The 19,168-nt window shown below is 69.8% G+C and carries 17 protein-coding genes and 1 pseudogene; 7 read left to right on the plus strand and 11 right to left on the minus strand.

Annotated features, from left to right (window positions below):
* The first annotated feature begins 681 nt into the window (after positions 1-681).
* Both QJS33_RS09525 and QJS33_RS09530 read left to right on the plus strand, forming a co-directional pair.
* A complete protein-coding gene (locus tag QJS33_RS09525) occupies positions 682-3,030 on the plus strand; it encodes a phosphoketolase (RefSeq protein ID WP_306367522.1) in 2,349 nt (782 codons plus the stop codon).
* Positions 3,030-4,112, plus strand: a complete 1,083-nt coding sequence (locus tag QJS33_RS09530; protein WP_306367547.1) for an acetate/propionate family kinase — start codon at positions 3,030-3,032, stop codon at positions 4,110-4,112. The genes QJS33_RS09525 and QJS33_RS09530 overlap by 1 nt, the downstream gene beginning before the upstream one ends.
* Positions 4,113-4,175: 63 nt before the next feature.
* Here QJS33_RS09530 and QJS33_RS09535 read toward each other — a convergent pair.
* A pseudogene (locus QJS33_RS09535) lies at positions 4,176-4,721 on the minus strand (pyridoxamine 5'-phosphate oxidase family protein); the annotation flags it as partial.
* A gap of 219 nt (positions 4,722-4,940) precedes the next feature.
* Here QJS33_RS09535 and QJS33_RS09540 point away from each other — a divergent pair.
* The 3 genes from QJS33_RS09540 to QJS33_RS09550 all read left to right on the plus strand — a co-directional run bounded on the left by QJS33_RS09540 (position 4,941) and on the right by QJS33_RS09550 (position 7,773).
* Complete coding sequence (locus QJS33_RS09540; RefSeq protein WP_306367548.1) at positions 4,941-5,942, plus strand: tyrosine-type recombinase/integrase; 1,002 nt, start codon at positions 4,941-4,943, stop codon at positions 5,940-5,942.
* Positions 5,943-5,963: 21 nt separating this feature from the next.
* A complete protein-coding gene (locus QJS33_RS09545) occupies positions 5,964-6,764 on the plus strand; it encodes an exodeoxyribonuclease III (RefSeq protein WP_306367549.1) in 801 nt (266 codons plus the stop codon).
* A gap of 244 nt (positions 6,765-7,008) precedes the next feature.
* Entirely contained in the window at positions 7,009-7,773 is a 765-nt protein-coding gene (locus QJS33_RS09550; RefSeq protein ID WP_306367550.1) for an alpha/beta fold hydrolase, read from the plus strand.
* A 65-nt stretch (positions 7,774-7,838) separates the two neighbouring features.
* Here QJS33_RS09550 and QJS33_RS09555 read toward each other — a convergent pair whose 3' ends face one another.
* The 3 genes from QJS33_RS09555 to QJS33_RS09565 form a co-directional block, all read right to left on the minus strand.
* Positions 7,839-8,588: a class I SAM-dependent methyltransferase gene (locus tag QJS33_RS09555; protein ID WP_306367523.1), complete on the minus strand. Its 750-nt coding sequence runs from the start codon at positions 8,586-8,588 to the stop codon at positions 7,839-7,841.
* 164 nt (positions 8,589-8,752) lie between these two features.
* Positions 8,753-9,400, minus strand: a complete 648-nt coding sequence (locus tag QJS33_RS09560) for a response regulator transcription factor (protein WP_306367524.1) — start codon at positions 9,398-9,400, stop codon at positions 8,753-8,755.
* The gene (locus QJS33_RS09565; RefSeq protein WP_306367525.1) at positions 9,397-10,647 is read right to left on the minus strand and encodes a sensor histidine kinase; all 1,251 of its coding nucleotides are present in this window, start codon (positions 10,645-10,647) and stop codon (positions 9,397-9,399) included. Before QJS33_RS09565 ends, QJS33_RS09560 begins: the two co-directional genes overlap by 4 nt.
* 345 nt (positions 10,648-10,992) lie before the next feature.
* Here QJS33_RS09565 and QJS33_RS09570 point away from each other — a divergent pair, with 345 nt between their 5' ends.
* A complete protein-coding gene (locus QJS33_RS09570) occupies positions 10,993-12,366 on the plus strand; it encodes an amino acid permease (protein ID WP_306367551.1) in 1,374 nt (457 codons plus the stop codon).
* 199 nt (positions 12,367-12,565) lie between these two features.
* Here QJS33_RS09570 and QJS33_RS09575 read toward each other — a convergent pair whose 3' ends face one another.
* Positions 12,566-12,973 carry an ankyrin repeat domain-containing protein gene (locus QJS33_RS09575; protein ID WP_306367526.1) on the minus strand — a complete coding sequence of 136 codons (408 nt, stop codon included), beginning with the start codon at positions 12,971-12,973 and terminating at the stop codon, positions 12,566-12,568.
* Positions 12,974-13,108: 135 nt separating this feature from the next.
* On the opposite strand from QJS33_RS09575, the gene QJS33_RS09580 reads away from it, so the two are divergent.
* Positions 13,109-13,627 carry a hypothetical protein gene (locus QJS33_RS09580; protein WP_306367527.1) on the plus strand — a complete coding sequence of 173 codons (519 nt, stop codon included), beginning with the start codon at positions 13,109-13,111 and terminating at the stop codon, positions 13,625-13,627.
* A 100-nt stretch (positions 13,628-13,727) separates the two neighbouring features.
* On the opposite strand, the gene QJS33_RS09585 is transcribed toward QJS33_RS09580, so the two are convergent.
* The 6 genes from QJS33_RS09585 to fdxA form a co-directional block, all read right to left on the minus strand.
* Positions 13,728-14,354 carry a LysE family transporter gene (locus tag QJS33_RS09585; RefSeq protein WP_306367528.1) on the minus strand — a complete coding sequence of 209 codons (627 nt, stop codon included), beginning with the start codon at positions 14,352-14,354 and terminating at the stop codon, positions 13,728-13,730.
* Between the two features lie 46 nt (positions 14,355-14,400).
* The gene (locus tag QJS33_RS09590; RefSeq protein WP_306367529.1) at positions 14,401-15,354 is read right to left on the minus strand and encodes a zinc-binding alcohol dehydrogenase family protein; all 954 of its coding nucleotides are present in this window, start codon (positions 15,352-15,354) and stop codon (positions 14,401-14,403) included.
* 8 nt (positions 15,355-15,362) lie between these two features.
* Positions 15,363-16,454, minus strand: coding sequence for an alanine--glyoxylate aminotransferase family protein (locus tag QJS33_RS09595; protein WP_306367530.1), 1,092 nt, complete (start codon positions 16,452-16,454; stop codon positions 15,363-15,365).
* Between the two features lie 68 nt (positions 16,455-16,522).
* A complete protein-coding gene (locus QJS33_RS09600; protein WP_306367531.1) occupies positions 16,523-16,897 on the minus strand; it encodes a cupin domain-containing protein in 375 nt (124 codons plus the stop codon).
* Between the two features lie 16 nt (positions 16,898-16,913).
* On the minus strand, positions 16,914-18,350 hold the full coding sequence (gene amrS / locus QJS33_RS09605) for an AmmeMemoRadiSam system radical SAM enzyme (RefSeq protein WP_306367532.1): 1,437 nt from the start codon (positions 18,348-18,350) through the stop codon (positions 16,914-16,916).
* Positions 18,351-18,416: 66 nt separating this feature from the next.
* Positions 18,417-18,752, minus strand: a complete 336-nt coding sequence (gene fdxA, locus QJS33_RS09610; protein ID WP_306367533.1) for a ferredoxin — start codon at positions 18,750-18,752, stop codon at positions 18,417-18,419.
* Between the last annotated feature and the right edge of the window lie 416 nt (positions 18,753-19,168).

The raw sequence follows: 19,168 nt of genomic DNA on the forward strand, positions 1-19,168 counted from the left end.
AACCCTGCGGGGAGGGCCCTTCCGAGCTTTACTTGACATAATGTGCATTATCGGCGCTGGGCGGACGGGCTGCGAGAGGGGCTGGAACGCCCATGGCGCAGGCGTTCCAGCAGTCCGCCGCCGCTCGGGCGCCCCGGCCCCTGTCGTGAGTCGGCCCGCCTTCGCCGACCCCGGGGCGCCGAACGCGCCGTCCGTCGAGAGGTTCGGCGCGGGCTTCTGCGCGCGACCTTCGGACACGAAAAGTGACCACCGACTCCACAGGGTCACATGCGCTGTGGGCGCTCCGGTCCCACCGCCGAGACCTCCCGTGAACCGATGGCCCGGACGACCCGTCGCCCTGCGGGAACGGCACCTCGGGGGCTTCCGAGCGCGAGCCCGCCGACTCCCGCCCCCACTCCCCGCTCCCGAACTCCCGGGCTTGCCGAGTTTTGATGCATAACATGCTTTATGCATCATTTGCGTGTCTTTGTGAAGTTCAACGACAAACAGGTGCTATGTGGATCTCTGGCCGTTTCGGGGCGCCCGATCCCGTCTCCCTCCGAAGGTCACCGATCCGGCTCGGCGTCTGGAGTTCGGTGAGCCCCCGCGGTTACCGTGACCCTGATCGACGAGCCCCTCCCCCTTCCCGCGGAGCCCGCCGATCCCCGCACTCCCCCGCCCACACCATCCAGGGAGGAACGCATGGGACTCGGCCAGGACGAACTACAACGCATCGACGCCTACTGGCGCGCCGCCAACTATCTTTCCGTCGGCCAGATCTACCTGCTCGACAACCCCCTCCTCCGGGAAGAGCTGCGCCCCGAGCACATCAAGCCCCGCCTCCTGGGCCACTGGGGCACCACCCCGGGGCTCAACTTCTGCTACGCCCACCTGAACCGGGTCATCAAGGCCCGCGACCTCGACATGATCTACGTCATGGGCCCCGGACACGGCGGCCCGGCCGCCGTCGCCAACGCCTGGCTGGAGGGCGGCTACAGCGAGATCTACCGGGACGTCAGCCGCGACGAGCCGGGCATGAAGCGCCTGTTCCGCCAGTTCTCCTTCCCCGGCGGCATCCCCAGCCACGTCGCCCCGGAGACCCCGGGGTCCATCCACGAGGGCGGTGAGCTGGGCTACGCCCTGGCACACGCCTTCGGCGCCGTGTTCGACAACCCGGATCTGGTGGTCGCCTGCATCGTCGGCGACGGCGAGGCCGAGACCGGGCCGCTGGCGGGCAGCTGGGACTCCAACAAGTTCCTGGACCCGGTGCACGACGGCGCCGTCCTGCCGATCCTGCACCTGAACGGCTACAAGATCGCCAACCCGACGGTGTCGGCGCGCATCCCCGAGGACGAACTGCTGAAGCGGTTCGAGGGCCACGGCTACCACCCGATCATGGTGAGCGGTGACGACCCGGTGTACATGCACGGGCGGATGGCCCAGGCCCTGGACGAGGCGATGGACCGGATCGCCGACATCCAACGGGTGGCGCGGACCTCGGGGCTGGAGCGGCGGGCGACGTGGCCGATGATCATCCTGCGCTCCCCCAAGGGGTGGACGGGCCCCAAGGAGGTGGACGGGGTCCCCGTGGAGAACACCTGGCGGTCGCACCAGGTGCCGCTGGCGCAGGTGCGCTCCAATGACGAGCACCGGCGGATGCTCCAGGAGTGGATGCTGTCGTACCGGCCCGGAGAGCTGTTCGACGAGGCGGGCGCCCCGGTGGAGGAGCTGCGCGGGTTGCCGCCGGTGGGCGCGCGGCGGATGAGCGCGAACCCGCACGCCAACGGGGGCCTGTTGCTGAAGGATCTGCGGTTGCCGGACTTTCGGCGCTACGGGGCGGTGTTCGAGGGGCACGGCACCCACATCAGCGAGGCCACCCGGGTGCTGGGGCACTTCCTGCGCGACGTCATCCGCCGCAACCCGGACAACTTCCGGCTGGTGGGTCCGGACGAGACGGCGTCGAACCGGTTGTCGGCGGTGTACGAGACGACGGACAAGGTGTGGGAGGCGCAGATCCTTCCGGTGGACGAGCACCTGGCCCGGCAGGGCCGGGTGATGGAGGTGTTGAGCGAGCACCTGTGCCAGGGGTGGCTGGAGGGGTACCTGCTGACGGGGCGGCACGGGCTGTTCAGCTGCTACGAGGCGTTCGTGCACATCGTGGACGCGATGTTCAACCAGCATGCGAAGTGGTTGAAGGTGACGCAGGGGTTGGCGTGGCGGCGGCCGATCGCGTCGTTGAACTACCTGTTGACCTCGCACGTGTGGCGGCAGGACCACAACGGGTTCACGCACCAGGATCCGGGGTTCCTGGACGTGGTGTTGAACAAGCCCTCGTCGGTGGTGCGGGTGTACCTGCCGCCGGACGCGAACACGCTGTTGTCGATCGCCGACCACTGCCTGCGGTCCAAGGACTACATCAACGTGGTGGTGGCGGGCAAGCAGCCCGCGTTGGACTACCTGCCGATGGAGGAGGCGGTCCTGCACTGCACGCGCGGGATCGGGATCTGGGAGTGGGCGAGCACGGACGGGGGCGGGGACCCGGACGTGGTGCTGGCGTGCGCGGGTGATGTGCCGACGTTGGAGACGCTGGCGGCGGTGGACCTGCTGCGGCGGCTGTTCCCGGAGCTGCGGGTGCGGGTGGTGAACGTGGTGGATCTGATGCGGTTGCAGCCGGCGAGCGAGCATCCGCACGGGATGCCGGATGCGGAGTACGAGGCGCTGTTCACGTCGGACCGGCCGGTGATCTTCGCGTTCCACGGGTATCCGTGGCTGGTGCACCGGTTGGCGTACCGGCGTCGGAACCATCCGCACCTGCATGTGCGGGGGTACAAGGAGGAGGGCACCACGACGACGCCGTTCGACATGGTGATGCTGAACGACCTGGACCGGTTCCATCTGGTGATCGATGTGATCGACCGGGTGCCGGGGCTGGGTGAGCGGGCGGCGCACGTCCGGCAGCAGATGGTGGACGAGCGGTTGCGGCACCGGGCCTACACCAGGGAGCACGGTGAGGATCCGGCGGATATCAGGGATTGGGTGTGGCCGTACTGATGCGGGTGCTGGTGGTCAATGCGGGGTCGTCGACGCTGAAGTTGAGCATGCTGGACTCCGATGACGCGGAGTTGGGGTCGGAGACGATCGAGCTGGTGGCCGGCGGGTGGGATCCGGTGGCGGTGCGGGGTTTTCTGGAGGGGGTGCCCTCCCCCGACGTGGTGGGTCACCGGGTGGTGCACGGGGGTCGGGAGTTCGCGGCTCCGGTGCGGTTGGACGCGGGGGTGGTGGAGCGGTTGGCGGCGTTGACGCCGCTGGCCCCGTTGCACCAGCCCAAGGCGTTGGCGGGGATCGCGGCGATCACGGAGGCGGTGCCGGGGGTGCCGCAGGTGGCGTGTTTCGACACGGCGTTCCATGCGTCGTTGGGGCCGGAGGCGTTCACGTACGCGGTGCCGTCGGAGTGGCGGGAGCGGTTCGGGGTGCGGCGGTACGGGTTCCACGGGTTGTCGCACGCGTACGTGTCGGGGGTGGCGGCCCGGCGGACGGGCGGGCGTCGGATCGTGACGGCGCATCTGGGTGCGGGTGCGTCGTTGGCGGCGGTGCTGGATGGGCGGTGTGTGGACACGACGATGGGGTTCACGCCGTTGGAGGGGCTGGTGATGGCGACGCGCTCGGGCAGCGTGGACCCGGGGATGGTGCTGTGGTTGCAGCGTGAGGGCGGGTTGGGTGCGGATGAGGTCGCGGAGGGGCTGGAGCGCGGCGGGGGCCTGACGGGGTTGGCGGGGACGGCGGACATGCGGGAGGTGCTGGCGGGGGTCGGCCGGGGCGAGGAGCGGTCGGTGTTGGCGTTCGGGGTGTACGTGCACCGGTTGCGGGCGTCGGTGGCGGCGATGGCGGCGGCGTTGGGCGGGTTGGACGTGTTGGTGTTCACGGCGGGTGTGGGTGAGCGGTCGGCGCCGGTGCGGTGGGCGGTGGCGGAGGGGTTGGGTTTTCTGGGGGTGGTGGTGGACCGGGCGGCGAACGAGGGGGTGTCCGGGGAGGCGGAGATCTCGGGGGCGGGGGCGTCGGTGCGGGTGTTGGTGGTGCCCACGCGTGAGGATGTGCAGATCGCGCGGGGTGCGCGGGAGGTGGTGGGGGTGTAGTCCGCTCCCCCGTACGGCGACGGGCGCGGGCCGTGGGGCCCGCGCCCGTCGCCGTGTGCGGGTCAGGCCGGGGAGGCCGTCGATGCCGGTGGCGTTGCGGTCGCGGTGGTAGTCGGTGAAGTAGGCGGGGTCGCGTCGCCGGTGGTCGCGGTCGAGGATGTCGCGGTCGGCGCGCAGGTCCATGAGCGGGACGCAGAAGCCGCAGGAGTCGGAGATGCGGTGGACGTCGACGACGATGACGGCGCGTTGGCCGAGGGTGCGTTCTTTGGGGAAGTGGGCGCGCAGGGTGGGGAATTCGGGGTCGTCGGGGGTGACGGCGTGTCCGGTGCCGTGGGGGCGGACGATGGTGGGCGGTCCGGTGAAGGCGCAGGACATCAGGATGATGCGGCCGTTCTCGCGCAGGTGGGAGATGGTCTCGATGCCGGAGCCGGTGTAGTCGAGGTAGGCGACGCGGTGGGGGTTCAGGACGGCGAGGGTGCCGTTCATGCCTTTGGGTGGGACGTTGATGTGGCCGTCGTGGGCCAGGGGTGCGGTGCCGACGAAGAAGACGGGCCGGTCGAGGAGGAAGCGGGCCGTGCGGTCGCTGATGGAGTCGTGGATCTTGGCCATGGGCTTGAGTCCGGCGGTGCCCGGCATGTGACGCATGGGGTTTTTGTGGGGTTCGGTTGTGGTGCGCGGGGTTCCCTCTCCCCCGGCTCGCCTCGTCCGCGGCCGGAGGCTTTCGCGGCGGTTGTCGCGGGCCCTTCGTCGTGTGCGCGGGGAACGTGTGTTCTGGTCGGTGGTCGTGCCGGGTGGGCGGTGGGGGGCGGTTTCGGGAATGCTGTGGGCATGAGCGAGCGTCTGGTGGATGCGGTGGAGGAGTATCTGGTGGCGCGGCGGGCGGCCAAGCCGTCGGAGCACACGGTGGCGGCGTACCGGCGGGACCTGCTGGGGGTGTTGGGGTGCGCGGCCGGTGTGCGGGGGGTGGAGCCCGGGGTGTTGCGGTGGGCGGACCTGGATGTGGCGACGCTGCGGGGGGCTTTCGCGGAGTTCGCGGCGTCGCGGGCGGCGTCGAGCGTGTTGCGGGCGTGGTCGACGTGGAACGGGTTCTTCGGCTTCTGGGTGTCGGAGCGGGTGGTCCCGGGGAATCCGATGTCGGCGGTGCCGCGGCCGCGGGTGCGGCCGTCGGGTCCCAAGCCGTTGCGGGGGGAGGACACGCCGGAGCGGTTGTTGGAGGCGTTGGCGCACGGGGCGCGCAAGGCGCGGGATCCGTGGCCGGAGCGGGATCTGGCGGTGTTGGCGTTGGCGTTGCTGACGGGGATGCGGTCGGCGGAGATGTTGGCGTTGCGGGTGGATTCGGTGTCGGGGCGGTCGGGTGAGATGCGGGTGCGGGTGGTCGGCAAGGGCGGCGGTGAGCGGGTGCTGCCGATCGAGCGGCCGCTGGAGGTGCTGTTGGAGGCGTACCTGGCCACGCGGCGGGAGCGGTTCGGGGCGGTGGCGGGGTCGGATCCGTTGCTGGTGGACAACCGGGGTGAGGGGTTGCGGCGGGGCGGGTTGCAGTATCTGGTGCGGCAGTGTTACCGGCACGCGGGGGTGAACGACCGGGTGGCGCGGGGGACGTTGGTGCACGCGCTGCGGCACACGTTCGCGACGCGGTTGGCCGAGGACGGGGCGTCGGTCACCGAGATCATGCATCTGCTGGGGCATGCGTCGGTGGCGTCGTCGCAGGCGTACATCGAGGTGACGGCGCGGGCGACGCGGGATGCGGCGTCGTCGAACCGGACGTACGGGGTGGTGCGGCGGTTGGTGGCCGGAGGTGATCGCGGTGAGGCCGTGGGTGGTGCTGGCTAGGCTGGGTCCGTGCAGCAGACGATGGTGATCTCGACGGTGAACGTGAACGGGTTGCGGGCCGCGGCGAAGAAGTCGCCGGGGTTCGTGGACTGGTTGTCGGCTTCGGCGGCCGATGTGGTGTGCCTTCAGGAGGTGCGTGCGGAGGCGGCGCAGTTGCCGCCGGAGGTGGCCTCTCCCCCGGGGTGGCATGTGGTGCTGGCTCCGGCCGAGGCCAAGGGGCGGGCCGGGGTGGCGGTGTATTCGCGGGTGGAGCCCGATGCGGTGCGGGTGGGGTTCGGCGAGGCGGAGTTCGAGGCGTCGGGCCGGTATCTGGAGGCGGATTTCGGCCGGGTGTCGGTGGCGAGCCTGTATCTTCCCTCGGGTGATGTGGGGACCGAGCGCCAGGAGGAGAAGGAGCGCTTCATGAAGGCGTTCCTGCCGTATCTGGTCGGGCGCCGTGCGGAGTTGGAGGCGCAGGGCCGGGATCTGGTGGTGTGCGGGGACTGGAACATCGCGCACCGGGAGGTCGATCTGAAGAACTGGCGCGGGAATGTGAAGAGTTCGGGGTTCCTGCCCGAGGAGCGGGCGTGGATGGACCGGGTGTTCGGTGAGGCCGGGTACGTGGACGTGGTGCGGGAGCTGTTCCCGGACCAGGAGGGCCCGTACTCGTGGTGGTCGTACCGCGGGCGTGCTTTCGACAACGACACGGGTTGGCGTATCGATCTGGCATGTGCAACGCCGGGTATCGCGAACCGCGCGGTCAAAGCGTATGTCGAACGCGCGGCGTCGCACGCGGAGCGGTGGTCTGATCATGCGCCCGTAACGGTCGTTTTCGGCGTGTAGAGCGTCCCGGCTTGATCCTTTGTGCACCAGTGCCCCCGCGTCCGTACAGGGTGTGGGGGCGTTCGCGCAGGGGCGGTGGACCCGGCTTGTCGATGTCCGGGGCGAGCCATGTGTTCACAGCTCGTCCGGGGGTTGGGCTCGTCGTGCGAAGCGGGTATCCCGGTATCGTGCGGGGCGTTGGTCCGATCATGCGCCGGTGACGGTGCGCTACCAGGTGTGAGGGGTGGGGTGCGTGGGTGTTCCGGTGGGTGTTCCGATTGTTCTGGTGCACGGTCTGCGGGTGTCGGGGAGTATGTGGCGGCCGCAGGTGGATCTGTTGACGGAGCAGGGTCGTCGGGTGGTGACGCCCGATCTTCCGGGTCACGGGTCGCGGCGGGGTGAGGATTTCTCGCTGGGGCGTGCGGTGGACGCGGTGGTGGAGGCGATCGACGGTGTGGGCGGTCGGGCTCTGGTGGTGGGGTTGAGCCTGGGCGGGTTCGTGTCGATCGCGACGGCCGCGGCGGCGCCGGGGAAGGTGTCGGGGTTGGTGGCGGCCAGTTGTACGGCCAAGCCGGCGCAGTCGTTGGCGCAGGTGTACCGGATTCCGGCGGTGTTGATGGATCGGCTGCCGGACAAGGGTGCGACGTTGAACGAGCGTTTTCACCGGTTGACGTTGCGGGACACGGCGGCCGAGGCGGTGTTGGACGGCGGTCTGGCGGTGGAGGCGGCGACGGCGGTGATCGACGCGGTGGCGGAGATGGACGCGTTGGCGGCGTTGGAGCGGTATCCGGGGCCGGTGTGGTTGGTGAACGGGGCCCGGGATCATTTCCGGATCCATGAGCGGCAGTTCTTCGACGCGTGTGTGGAGGGGCGTTTGTTGAACGTGCCGCGGGCGGGGCACATGGTGAGTCTGGATCAGCCGGTGGATTTCACGCGGATCGTGTCGGATGCGGCCGATGTGGTGTGGGTGCGTGAGAATGCGGCGGCGCGTGAGGGGCGTTCGCTGGAGTCGGATCTGAAGTCCGACTGATCCGGGGACAGGTGTGCGGGGGGTGGCCGGGGCCGCCCCCCGTTTTTCGTGCGCGGTGGTCCCGGTCAGGGGGTGGCGTGTGCGCGGGGCCGGGTGGTGGCGGGGGACGCGGGGTGGGGGTGGGCGGGCAGGTGGAAGAAGATCGCGGGGTCGGTGCGGGTGGGGTGCAGGGGGGTGTGGAGGTCGAGGTCGGTTTTGAGGTCGGCCAGGGCGCGGTGGGTGTGGGGTGCGCGGGCGGCGGAGGCGGTGAAGTAGCCGGTGGTGTTGTTGGCGAGCCAGGACAGGACGAGGGCGCCCTCGGTGAAGGGCGGGGTGTGGGGGTGGCGGAAGACGCCGTGGACGGCGATGGGGGTGTGGGGGTCCAGGGTGGGCAGGAGGTGGTGGAGGTACCAGCGGGCGAACCAGCCGCCGTGGGTGCTGTCGAGGGTGAGCAGTCCGGTGTGTTGGGGCAGGTGGGTGAGTTTGGCGCGGACGTCGCCTTTGGTGTGGGTCCAGTGGTCGGGGTCCATGCCGGGTGGGAGGTGGTGGGGGTGGGGGTCGTGGGTGTCGAAGGTGTGGAGGTGGCCGGTGCCGTTGTGGTGCAGGGCGGTGAGGGTCCAGGCGGTGGCGGTGCTGTGCGCGGTGCCGATGCGGACGACGTGGTCGGGGGTGTGGTGGCGGATGAGGAGGTAGGTGATCTCGGCTTCGATGTCGTCGGGCGCGGGGGTGGGCGGCGGGTCGGTGGGCAGGGCGCGGATGTGGTCGCGGGCGCGGGCGAGGTCGTCGCGGTGGGTGCGGTAGAGGGTGCTGATGTGGTCCAGGTCGATGGTCGGCACGGTGCTGCTCCCGGTGGTGCGACGAAGTGTGATTGCCGAAAGTAGCAGTCTCGTAACCTTGTGTTGGGGTTGTGGTGGGCGTGTCGTCGTGCCGGGCGGGCGGGCGGGGTGGGTTCGTCGTGGTTCGCCCCTCCCCCGCCGTTCCCTCTCCCCTGTGGCCGGGGTCAGCGGCGGGCCTGGACGAGGCCGGCGTCGTAGGCGGCGATGACGGCCTGGGTGCGGTCGCGGGCGTCGAGTTTGGTGAGGATGTTGGAGACGTGGGTCTTGACCGTCTCGGTGCCCAGGTGCAGGTGGTGGGCGATCTCGGTGTTGGTGAGCCCCTGGGCGATGAGGGTGAGGGTCTGTGACTCGCGGGGGGTGAGGGTGGCCACGGCGCGGGCGGCGGGGGTGGTCTGGGCCGGGTGGGTGGCGGCCAGGTCGCGCAGGGCGGCGGGGAAGAGCAGGTTCTCTCCGCGGTGGGTGATGCGGATGGCGGCCAGGATGTCCTCGGGCGGGGTGCGTTTGAGGAGGAAGCCGGTGGCGCCGGCGCGTAGGGCGTCCCAGACGTAGGCGTCGTTGTCGAAGGTGGTCAGGACCAGGACGCGGGGTGCGTGGGGGCGGGCGGTGAGGGTGCGGGTGGCCTGGATGCCGTCCAGGCGGGGCATGCGCACGTCCATGAGGACCAGGTCGGGGTGGGTGCGGGCGATGAGGTCGGGGACGCCGGCGCCGTCGTCGGTCTGGCCGACGGTCTCCATGTCGGGTTCGGCGTTGATGAGGGCGGCGAGCCCGGCGCGGATGAGGGCTTCGTCGTCGACCAGGGCGATCCGGATCATGGGGTGTCGGTGTCTTTCCAGTTCAGGGTGAGGTCGAGGGTCCAGTGGGTGGGGTCGGTGGCGGGGTGGGGTCCGGCGGTGAGGGTGCCGCCGAGCAGGTGGGCGCGTTCTTGCATGCCGGTGATGCCGCGGCCGCCGGTGCGGCGGCGGCTCAGGGGGCGGCGGGGCGGGAGGGGGTTGGTGGCGGTGAGGTGGAGGTGGCGGGGGGTGATGTCCAGGGTGAGGTCGAGGGGGTGGTCGGGTGCGTGGGTGAGGGCGTTGGTGAGGGCCTGTTGGGCGATGCGGTAGGTCTCGCGGGAGAGCAGGGAGGGGACGGTGTCGGGGTCGCCGTTCAGGGTCAGGTGCAGGGGTGTGCCGGTGTGGGAGGCGGTCTGGGCCAGGTGGGTGAGGTGGGTGAGGTCGGGGGGTGGTGCGGTGGGGGCGGGGGTGTCCTCGCGCAGGATGCCCAGGGCGTGGTCGAGGTCGGCGGTGGCGGTGCGGGCCTGGTCGGCGATGTGGGTGAGGGCCTGGCGGGCGAAGTCGGGGTCGGTGTCGATGAGGCGGGCGGCGGTGGCGGATTGGAGGGTGATGACGGACAGGGCGTGGCCCAGGGAGTCGTGGAGTTCGCGGGCCAGGCGGTTGCGTTCGGCCAGGGTGCGGGCGCGGGCCTGGGCGTCGGCGAGCAGGCGGGCGGGTGAGGGGCCGAGCAGATGGGGGGCGAGCAGGGCCAGAAGGTGGCCGGTGAGGGCGATGGCGGCGATGAGGGACAGGAGCAGGGCCAGGCCCAGCAGGGGTCCGGTCAGGCCCTGGGCGACGGTGCGGGGGTCCGTGGTCAGGGGGGTGATGGCCAGGAGTGCGGATTGGGTGAGGCCGGTCATGGTGGCCAGGCAGACGGCCAGGCCGGTGAAGGTGTGCAGGCACAGCCACAGGGCGGCGCGGGTGCCGGGTGCGGGGGGTGTGTCGGGGAGGCGGTCCAGGGGGCCGTGCAGGAGGGCGCGGGCGAGTTGGTGCTGGGCGGCGGCGACGCTGGGGATGCGGGCGGTGGCGATGAGGGCGGCCAGGGTGATGACGGTGGCCAGGGCCCAGGCGGCGGGGGTGGGCTGGTTCTGGGTTCCTCCCCTGGTGATGAGGCCGGCCAGGACGAGGGCGGCCACGGCGTAGGGGGTGAGCAGGGCGCCGCCGATGATGAGGTAGGCCCAGCGCCGGTAGGTGTGGGCGCTGGTGAAGGGGTGTGCCGCGGTGGTGAGCGGTCGCATGAGGTGGCGCACAGGGTGATGGTGGCACAGCGTGGTGGTGGTGCGCCTCCCCCGCGGTGGGGATGGCCTGGTCCGGTACGGACCGGTGGGGTGGCGGGGGTCACGCTACGGGGTGGTAGCGATCGCCGGTGTGGGTTGCGTCGATCACGTGAGCGAAGGTTGTCCGTGTTTCCCTGTGATGTGCCCCATATTGATGGGTTGATGGGGTGTTTTCTGCGGGGTCGATGCTCCTCGGAGTGACGGTGTGCTCCTAGTGTTGGATGTGTGACGAGCAGTACAACACCGCCCAACCCTGCGGCGAACACCCCAGAACAGTCCACCACCACCGGACTGGCCCACACCCTGCGGCGCCGCCACATGGCGCTCATCGCCATCGGCGGATCGGTCGGGGCGGGCCTGTTCATCGGCTCCGGCGCGGTCATCCAGACGGCCGGCCCCGCGTCCGTGGTCTCCTACGCCATCGCCGGCGCCCTGGTCTTCCTGACCCTGCGTGCCCTGGGCGAGATGGTCGTGTCGGTCCCGGCCGGTGGTTCCTTCTCCGACTACGCGCGCCTGGCCTTCGGCCCGCGCGCGGGCTTCACCATCGGCTGGGTCTACTGGTGGATGTACGCGGTCCTGGTGGCCGCGGAGTCCGTCGCCGGCGCCACCATCCTGTCCGGGTGGATCCCCGGCGTCCCGGCCTGGATCCTGGCCCTGGCGGTCCTGCTGTCGATGACGGCCGCCAACCTCGTCTCGGTGCGGGTCTTCGCCGAGACCGAGTCGTTCTTCTCCCTGGTCAAGGTCGCCACCATCGTGGCGTTCCTGTTCATCGGCGGCGCCTGGGCGCTGGGCCTGTGGCAGGGCGCCGACGGTTCCTCGATCGCCAACCTGTGGCAGCACGGCGGGTTCGCCCCCCAGGGGTGGACGGCCGTGCTGGCCGCCACCGTGGTGGTGCTTTTCGCCTTCGGCGGCGTGGAGATCATCACCGTCGCCGCCGGGGAGAGCGCCGAGCCCGAGCGCGGGGTGGCCGCGGCGGTCACCAACGTGCTGTGGCGCATCGGCCTGTTCTACGTGGCCTCGATCCTGGTCATCGTGGCGGTGCTGCCGTGGGACACCGTGGAGCCGGGGGTCAGCCCGTTCGTGGCGGTCATGGAGCACGTCGGTATCCCCGGTGCGGCCCTGATCATGGAGATCGTGGTGTTCATCGCCGTGCTGAGCGTGCTCAACGCTGCGATGTACACCTCCTCGCGGATGCTGTTCACCCTCACCCGCCAGGGGGACGCCCCGCACGTGCTGCGCGGGACCAGCCGGCGCGGTGTGCCGGTGCGGGCGATCCTGCTGGGCACGGTGGTGGGGTACGTGGCCGCGGTGGCCGAGTACCTGTTCCCCGGGCACGTGTTCCCGTTCCTGGTGGCCTCCATCGGCGCGATCCTGCTGGTGCTGTTCCTGACCATCTGCGCCTCCCAGCTGGTGGTGGGGCGCCGGGTCCGGATGCGCGAGCCGGAGCGGTTGGGGTTCGCGATCTGGGCGTTCCCGTACCTGACCTGGGCGACGCTCGTCGGCCTGGTGGTGATCGGGGTGGCGATGCTGATCATCCCCGAGCAGCGTCCGGCGCTGCTGACGTCCCTGGGTGCGGTCGTGGTGGCGCTCGTCGCCTTCGAGGTGCGGCGGCGGTTCGGTACCCCGCCCTCGGACCGCATCCTGCCCCTGGACGGGCGGGGCGGCGCCGACGGGCTGCGCCAGGACCCCTGACGGGTCATGTCCCGTGGAGTGGTGTGGGAACAACGGTTGTTCCAACAAGAACGAATCGCCGACCAGCGCGCCGTTACCTCTGGGGCCCTGGAGTCGAACGAGGTCACACCACCCGGTGGGACACCATGCCCTGACGCCGTCGTCCGACGTCCGAACGCGGGCGCCGCTCCCCCACCGGGGTGCGGCGCCCGCCGCGTGTTCAGTGCCCTTCGGGGCGGGCGTCCAGGAGGGCGAGCAGGTCGGTGCGGCCGAAGACGCGGGCGGTGTCGCGGGCGCCGGGGGTCCCGGCGTCGGGGTCGGCGCCGTGGGCGACCAGGAGGGCGATGATCGCCTCCTCGCCCTTGAAGACGGCGCCGGCCAGCGGGGACTGGCCGCGGTCGTTGAGGCGGTCGGGGTCGGCGCCGCGTTCGAGCAGGGCGGCGACGGTGGTGTGGTGGCCGTGGTAGGCGGCCAGCATGAGCAGGGTGTCGCCCTTGTCGTTGGTGAGGTTCACCGGGACGCCGGCGTCGATGTGGGCGGTCAGGGTGGCGGTGTCGCCGGTGCGGGCGCAGCCGAACAGGCGGGTGGCCAGGTCGACGACCTCGGGGTCGGGGTACTCGTCGGTCACAGGGGAACCTTAGCGGCGGCGGGGGGTGCGGGTGGTGGACCGGGGGGACCGAGTGGTCCCGGTCGGTAGTGGTTTGCGTGCTGAACACCGGTTTTGTCGCTAAGGTGTCGCGCAACCCCTGAGAGGAGCACCCCCGTGCGACATGTCGTCGGCTTCCTGTCCGGTCTGATCCTCGCCCCCGTCCTGCTCTTGGCCTGCGGTTGGGCCTTCTCCCACCTGCGCTCTCTGCACGCCGCCGAGCGCGGTGTCCTGGACGGCAGCGGTCCGCTGGTCCTGGCCGGTCTGGTGGGCGTGGGGATCATCGTGGCGTTGCTGGCCGTTCCCCCGCGGCTGACCCCGATGCTGCCGTTGTCGGTGGCGCTGGTGCTGGGTGCGGCGACGGGGGTGGCGCTGCTGCGCGGTCACCTGTTGGAGCGGCTGCCCCCCGTCCCCGGCCTGGAGGGCGCGCTGGATCTGCTGCCGCTGGGCGTGTTCGTGCCGGTGGCGCTGGTGCTGGCGGCCACGGTGTCGGTGGGCGGGCGCTGGCGGCGCGATGAGGAGCACGAGGTCACCGCGGAGGAGTACTTCGAGGGGCTGTACGAGGAGGGTGGGAAGCCGCAGGCCCGGACGCATGCGGAGCCCGAGGAGCAGCACGTGCCCCGGCACCGGGCCTGAACGCCCCTCCCCCGCACGGCTGCGGGCCCGCGCCCCGGGGTGTCGGTGAGGAGCGTGTCACCAGGCGCCGACCGGCCCGCGAGCAACGCAGGGCGCGGTGTCATGGGGCCAGGACCCGCCACGCCAGGACGGCGGCGAACAGCAGGAGCCCGATCGCCGCCGCCATGTCCACCCCGCGATGAAAGCGGGGGCCGGTGAAGCGTCCCAACACGGACGCGGCCAGGGACAGCAGCGCGAACCACGTGAAGGTCCCCGCGCCCACACCCACGAGCATGGCCCACGGGGTGAGGGAACCCATGTCGGATGTGGCCGAGGAGACGGCGGCGAAGACCGCCGCCCAGGCCAGGATCGTCAGCGGATTGCCCGCAGTCGCGACCAGCCCCACCACGAACGCCGCCCGGGGCGAGGTGAGTTCGCGGTCGTCCTGCCGCTCCGTCGGACGGGACAGGGCACTGCGCAGGGCACGCAACGCCAGCACCAGCAGGACCAGCACGCCGAGCATTCCGACCGCCGTTCCCAGGGTTTCCCAGGTGGTGAGCAGTGCGGCCACGCCCGCGATACCCAGGAGGGCGTATCCGACGTCGACCAGCGCCGCCCCCGCGCCGATGGCCAATCCCAGCGCGATACCTCCGCGCAGAACGCTGCGCAGGCACAGCAGCCAGATCGGGCCGACCTGGGCGGCGACCACGAAGCCGAATCCGAAGCCGGTGACCAAGGTGGTCGTCACGATTCCGATCCCTTTCCAGGGGAGGAGGACGGGTGAACGTCGATGCTCAGTCGAGGCCCACATCGACGATGGTCTTTCCGATGACGGCCCGTCGACGCTCTGGCTCCAACTCCGCGGGAAGCGCGCTCAGGGACACCCGGTCACTCACCGGGATTCGCATGTTCCCGTCCGCCAGTGCGCGCAAGGCATCGCTGATACCGGAGCGGACCTCATCAGGTCCTTCCATGACGCCCCCGTAGCCCAGCGCCCGGATGTTCCTGCGGTAGAAGGATCGCACGTCAAGCTCCGCCGCCGCCGAGAAGGAGGCACCGTAGACGACGAGGGTGCCGTAGGGGTCCAGGAGCCGGGTGGCGGCCGTGGTGTAGTCTCCGCCGAGCGGGTCGAGCACCACGTTCACTCCCAGTCCCTTCGCGGCCGTGACCAGCTCTTCCGCCGAGCGGGCGATCACGGTCCCGGCGCCCATCCGGGCCACTGCCTCAGCCTTGTTCGGGTCACCGGTCTGGCCCCAGACCGTCGCTCCCGAGCTCAGGGCGAGCGACGTCGCGGCCGTGCCCACGCCCCCCGTCGCCCCCAGGACCAGGACGCGGTCCTCGGCTGTGACTTCGGCGAGTTCGTACACCACGCGGACAGCGGTCCGGCCGCACACGGCCGCGCAGGCCGCCTGGACCGGATCGACGCCTTCGGGTACCCGGATGAGCGAACCGCGTGGGACGACGGCTCGCCGGCTCCAGGTACCGTCACGGAACAGGCCGACGCCGTGGCCGTGGACCACGAACAGATCATCGCCCCGGCGTCCGACCCCTTCCACGCCCAGTGTGCGGGGCACGGGGGCCTCACCGGCCACCTGCCCGGCGAGTACATAGGTGTCCAGGGGGTTGATCGACGCGTACATCATGTCGATCACGACTTCATCGGCTGCGGGAGGTCCCTGTTCGGTCTCCTCGACACGAAGGACACGGTCGGGTCCGGTCAGTCGTGCGGCGAGGACGGTCTCTGCCATGGTCTTCCTCAGCGGTTCGGGGGAGAGAGCAGCCGACGGAGCGTGCCGACGGTCCGTTCGATGTCCTGTTCGTCGACGTTGCCGAGGTGACCGATACGAAAGGTCTCCCCGGCCGCGCTCGGATGCGTGCCCGCTTGGAGGAGCACACCGTGCTCGGCGGCACCACGGAGCAGTTCTCCGGCGGTCAGGTGGGGCGGAGCGCGGTAGACGCTCACCCCGTTGGCGCGGTCGCCGTCCGCGGCGACGAAGTTGCGCAGACCTTCCGTTTCCAGTGCCGAGCGCAGCCGCAGCGCCAGGCGTCTGTGCCTGTGCACGCGTTGGGCCCCCTCCTGGATGACCAGTTCCAACCCCCGGGTCAGGGCGCCGATCAGGTTGCCGGGGAGCGTCTGGTGGTAGACGAAGCGTGCTTCCAAAGCGGCGCGCATCACCGGGAGCCAATTGCGAAGGTCCAGACTGAAGTGTCGCGGTGTCCACGTTCGCGATGTGAGCACGTCCACGGCCCGGGGACCGAGTGAGGCGAGGTAGAGACCCGCGGGGACGCCCAACGCCTTGGGTGTGGAGGTGAGGTAGGCGTCCACTCCCCACGCTTCTTGGTGCACGAACTCCGCTCCGGCCGCGGACACCCCGTCCACCAGTACCAGTGCACCGTGTTCCCCGGCGACCCGGGCCAGGTCGCCGATCCCGGTCCGCACACCGCTGCTGGAATCGACATGGGTGATGAGCAGGGCTTGGTGGCGCTCTGCTCCCAGGAGCCGATCGATCTCCCCTGGATCGGGTGGGTGTCCCGGCTCGGAGGTGTGCACATGCGTGGGCAGGCCGAGTCTGACGCAGATGTCGTGCCAGCGGTTGCCCCACATGCCCGTGGACACCACCAGCACGGGTGTCCGGGGGGTCAGGAGGCTGGCCGCCACGCTCTCCATTCCCGCCGTTCCCGTCCCGGGGAGCACGAAGGGCACGGCCGCGGGGGCGTCGAGGAGTTGCCTGGTCAGCAGCAGGGCCCGTTGCAGGTCCTGCACGGAGGCCGGCGCGTCGATGGGGTCCGCGGCGTGCGCCAGACGGCGTAGCACCGAGGGGTGGGGCCGTGTGGGCCCCACCACCATGGGCAGGGGGTCACGCCGAAGGCCCGGCCCGGAGTCGCCGGAAGCGGGGACGGTGCTCGAAACGTCCCTCACTCGTCGCCCGCCCATTCCACGTAGTCCTCCCGGTAGGGAGTGAAGATGTCGAGTGCCACGGACCTCTCCAGCGCCCACACCTGGTGTTCCACGCCTCCCCTGACGACGAAGCTGTCTCCGGGGCCGGCTTCGAAGGTCCGGTCTCCGGCAACGACGCGGATGTGCCCTGAGACCAGGTAGGCGAGCTGTTCGTGCGGGTGGCTGTGACGGGGGAAGACCGATCCCTTCTCCATCACGTGCTCGACGAGCATGAGTTTGTCGTTGTGGGCGAGGACCCTGCGGGCCAGGTCCGGGAACGCGATGCGCGGCTCGACATCTGCCGAGGCCACGATGACCACGTCGTCGGTTCGGGGGGACGCATGCCGGGTCATGAACGTACTCCTTCGCCTATCGGGCGGGGCGGACATAGAGGGGAAGGGGGGTGATGTCGGCGTTCTGGGTTCCGGCCGCCGCCTCGGTGGTGGGGAAGTGGGCGCGGTCGAAGACCTGGTGGAGGCTTGAGGTGCATCCGTTGGGGACCGCGACGACCACCCCGATCTCGTCGTTGAAAGACTCCGCGCTGATGAACCGGTAGCTCTCCTGCGGCGCCAGAGCGATCCTCGTCCACCCGGTGTCGGGGTTGTCCCTGCGGACACGGCGGTGGAACACTTCCTGCGGCCTGTCGCCGGTGTTCTCCACCTGGACGTGGACGGCGCGGATGTCCCCGTGCCAGTCGAAGCGGGCCGAGTCGTAGGTCTCGTGAGTGGGGAGTTCGTCCAACGGGGCCTGGGCCGCCACGGGATCCGGTACGCGCTTGATGTGCGCGTCGAGTCCGCACTCCGAGCACCTGCCGTCCGGCGTGACCCCGATCAGTTGCGCGTTCAGGCCGTACCGGGTGATCTGGAGCAGGCCGCAACCGCGACACCAGGTGTTGGTGGATTCGGTGTCGTAGACGTTTCCGAGGTAGACGTGATCCAGGCCCATGTCCAGGGCCACGCGACGTGCGTGCTCCAGCCGTTCCACCGGCGTGCGGATGGTGTTCGTCATCTTGTAGTCGGGGTGGAACCTCACGAAGTGGGTGGGAACCTCCGGCCCGAGGCGTTCACCGACGAACCCGGCCATGTCCCTGGCGTTCTGTTCACTGTCGCTCAGATCCGTCACCATGAGGGTGGAGACCTCGACGTGGCGTCCCGCGCGGTAGACCTGTTCCGTCGCTTCGAGCACCGGCTCGATCCACCCCTTGGTGATCTTCCGGTAGTACTTCGGATCCATCGATTTGATCGACACCGAGAAGATGTCGATCACCGGGATGAGCTCCTCGACGGCCTCCGGTGAGATGAAGAAGGCCGACTTGTACAGGTTGATGATCCCCTTGCTTTTGGCGAGGCGGGCGGTCTCTGTGACGAACTCGTGCCATACGACCGGGTCGTTGTAGGTCCAGGAGATGACCTGAATGCCATGGCGCTCGGCGATGTCCACGACCTCTTCGGGGGTGTAATAGAAGACGTCCTTGTCCTCCACGAAACGCGCCTGGGACGTCTTCCAGTTGTGGCAGTAATCGCAGTTGAGCATACATCCGATGTTGCCCATGGAAAGGATGCGTGCGCCCGGCTCATAGTGGAAGACCGCTTCGGTCTCGATCGTCTCCTCGGTGGCGTGGACCGACCGCCCGTAGTTCAGGCTCACCAACTCACCGCCCCGGTTGGCGCGGACCATGCAGAAGCCGTGCTGCCCGGGTCTGATCTTGCAGTTCCTGGGACTGAGATGGCATCTCACCACCTTGTCCCCCAACTGTTCCGCCAGCTGGGCCGGGTACCCGTGCTCCTGCCATGCCTTCTTCGTCATCGTGCTCTCCTGAATGGTCGATCGGTTGTCCGAGGCGCCGGTGGCCGCCCTCGTGCGCCCCTGTGCTCAGGAGGCCTGTCCGTTCCTCGGCAGGGCCGACACGTGTGGGTGATCGGCGAGCGAGTGCTTGACGTTGTTCGCTCCGCCCGGGCCGTCCAGAGAGTTCACCCCGCCGAAGAACTCCGCGTTGACCTGGGAGTACGCCTGCCATTCATCGGGCAGTTCCGCTTCCTCGTAGATGGCTTCCACCGGGCAGACCGGTTCACAGGCCGTGCAGTCGATGCACTCGCCGGGATGTATGTAGAGGCTGCGCTCGCCCTCGTATATGCAGTCGACCGGGCAGACGTCGAGGCAGGCCTTGTCCTTGATATCGACACAGGGTTCGGCGATGACGTATACCATGTCCCACTTCCGAGAAGAAGATCATTAGTCTCACGCCGGGCGATCTTTGGGAATTCAGCCTAGGGTGGGGAATTTTCGCAGTCAACGTCTCTTTGGAGGGAAATCTTCAATCCGACATCCATGGGGCTGGATTTTCTTGTGTTACAGAAATTTACCGCGCCCCGCTTTTGTTTATATGTTGTTTCTTCCCGGTGAACTTCCGAGTCGGGGCCCTGCCCCCTTGCAGAGGCGCGGAGTCCGGAGCCCCCCTCGGTGAGGGGCGAGGGAAGACCTGCGTTCAACCGGGAAAATCCCGGGTGCGAACAGTTGGTGCAAGCCGTCGGTGAACAGATCCGCTGCGCGTCCACAAAATGTCGGTCACGCTCTCGTTCGAGCGAGATGTTCCAGGGAGGGGTCCGGGTGGGAACGGAACGGTG

The organism is Nocardiopsis sp. CC223A, from assembly GCF_030766825.1.
In the GTDB taxonomy this organism is placed as follows: Bacteria; Actinomycetota; Actinomycetes; order Streptosporangiales; family Streptosporangiaceae; genus Nocardiopsis.

Bases quoted from the DNA above. Each gene is read 5' to 3' on its own strand.
- QJS33_RS09525 (WP_306367522.1), top strand. From the start codon at position 682: ATGGGACTCGGCCAGGACGAACTACAACGCATCGACGCCTACTGGCGC.
- QJS33_RS09530 (WP_306367547.1), top strand. From the start codon at position 3,030: ATGCGGGTGCTGGTGGTCAATGCGGGGTCGTCGACGCTGAAGTTGAGC.
- QJS33_RS09540 (WP_306367548.1), top strand. From the start codon at position 4,941: ATGAGCGAGCGTCTGGTGGATGCGGTGGAGGAGTATCTGGTGGCGCGG.
- QJS33_RS09545 (WP_306367549.1), top strand. From the start codon at position 5,964: ATGGTGATCTCGACGGTGAACGTGAACGGGTTGCGGGCCGCGGCGAAG.
- QJS33_RS09560 (WP_306367524.1), bottom strand. From the start codon at position 9,400: ATGATCCGGATCGCCCTGGTCGACGACGAAGCCCTCATCCGCGCCGGG.
- QJS33_RS09570 (WP_306367551.1), top strand. From the start codon at position 10,993: ATGGCGCTCATCGCCATCGGCGGATCGGTCGGGGCGGGCCTGTTCATC.
- QJS33_RS09590 (WP_306367529.1), bottom strand. From the start codon at position 15,354: ATGGCAGAGACCGTCCTCGCCGCACGACTGACCGGACCCGACCGTGTC.
- QJS33_RS09595 (WP_306367530.1), bottom strand. From the start codon at position 16,454: ATGGTGGTGGGGCCCACACGGCCCCACCCCTCGGTGCTACGCCGTCTG.
- QJS33_RS09600 (WP_306367531.1), bottom strand. From the start codon at position 16,897: ATGACCCGGCATGCGTCCCCCCGAACCGACGACGTGGTCATCGTGGCC.
- amrS (WP_306367532.1), bottom strand. From the start codon at position 18,350: ATGACGAAGAAGGCATGGCAGGAGCACGGGTACCCGGCCCAGCTGGCG.
- fdxA (WP_306367533.1), bottom strand. From the start codon at position 18,752: ATGGTATACGTCATCGCCGAACCCTGTGTCGATATCAAGGACAAGGCC.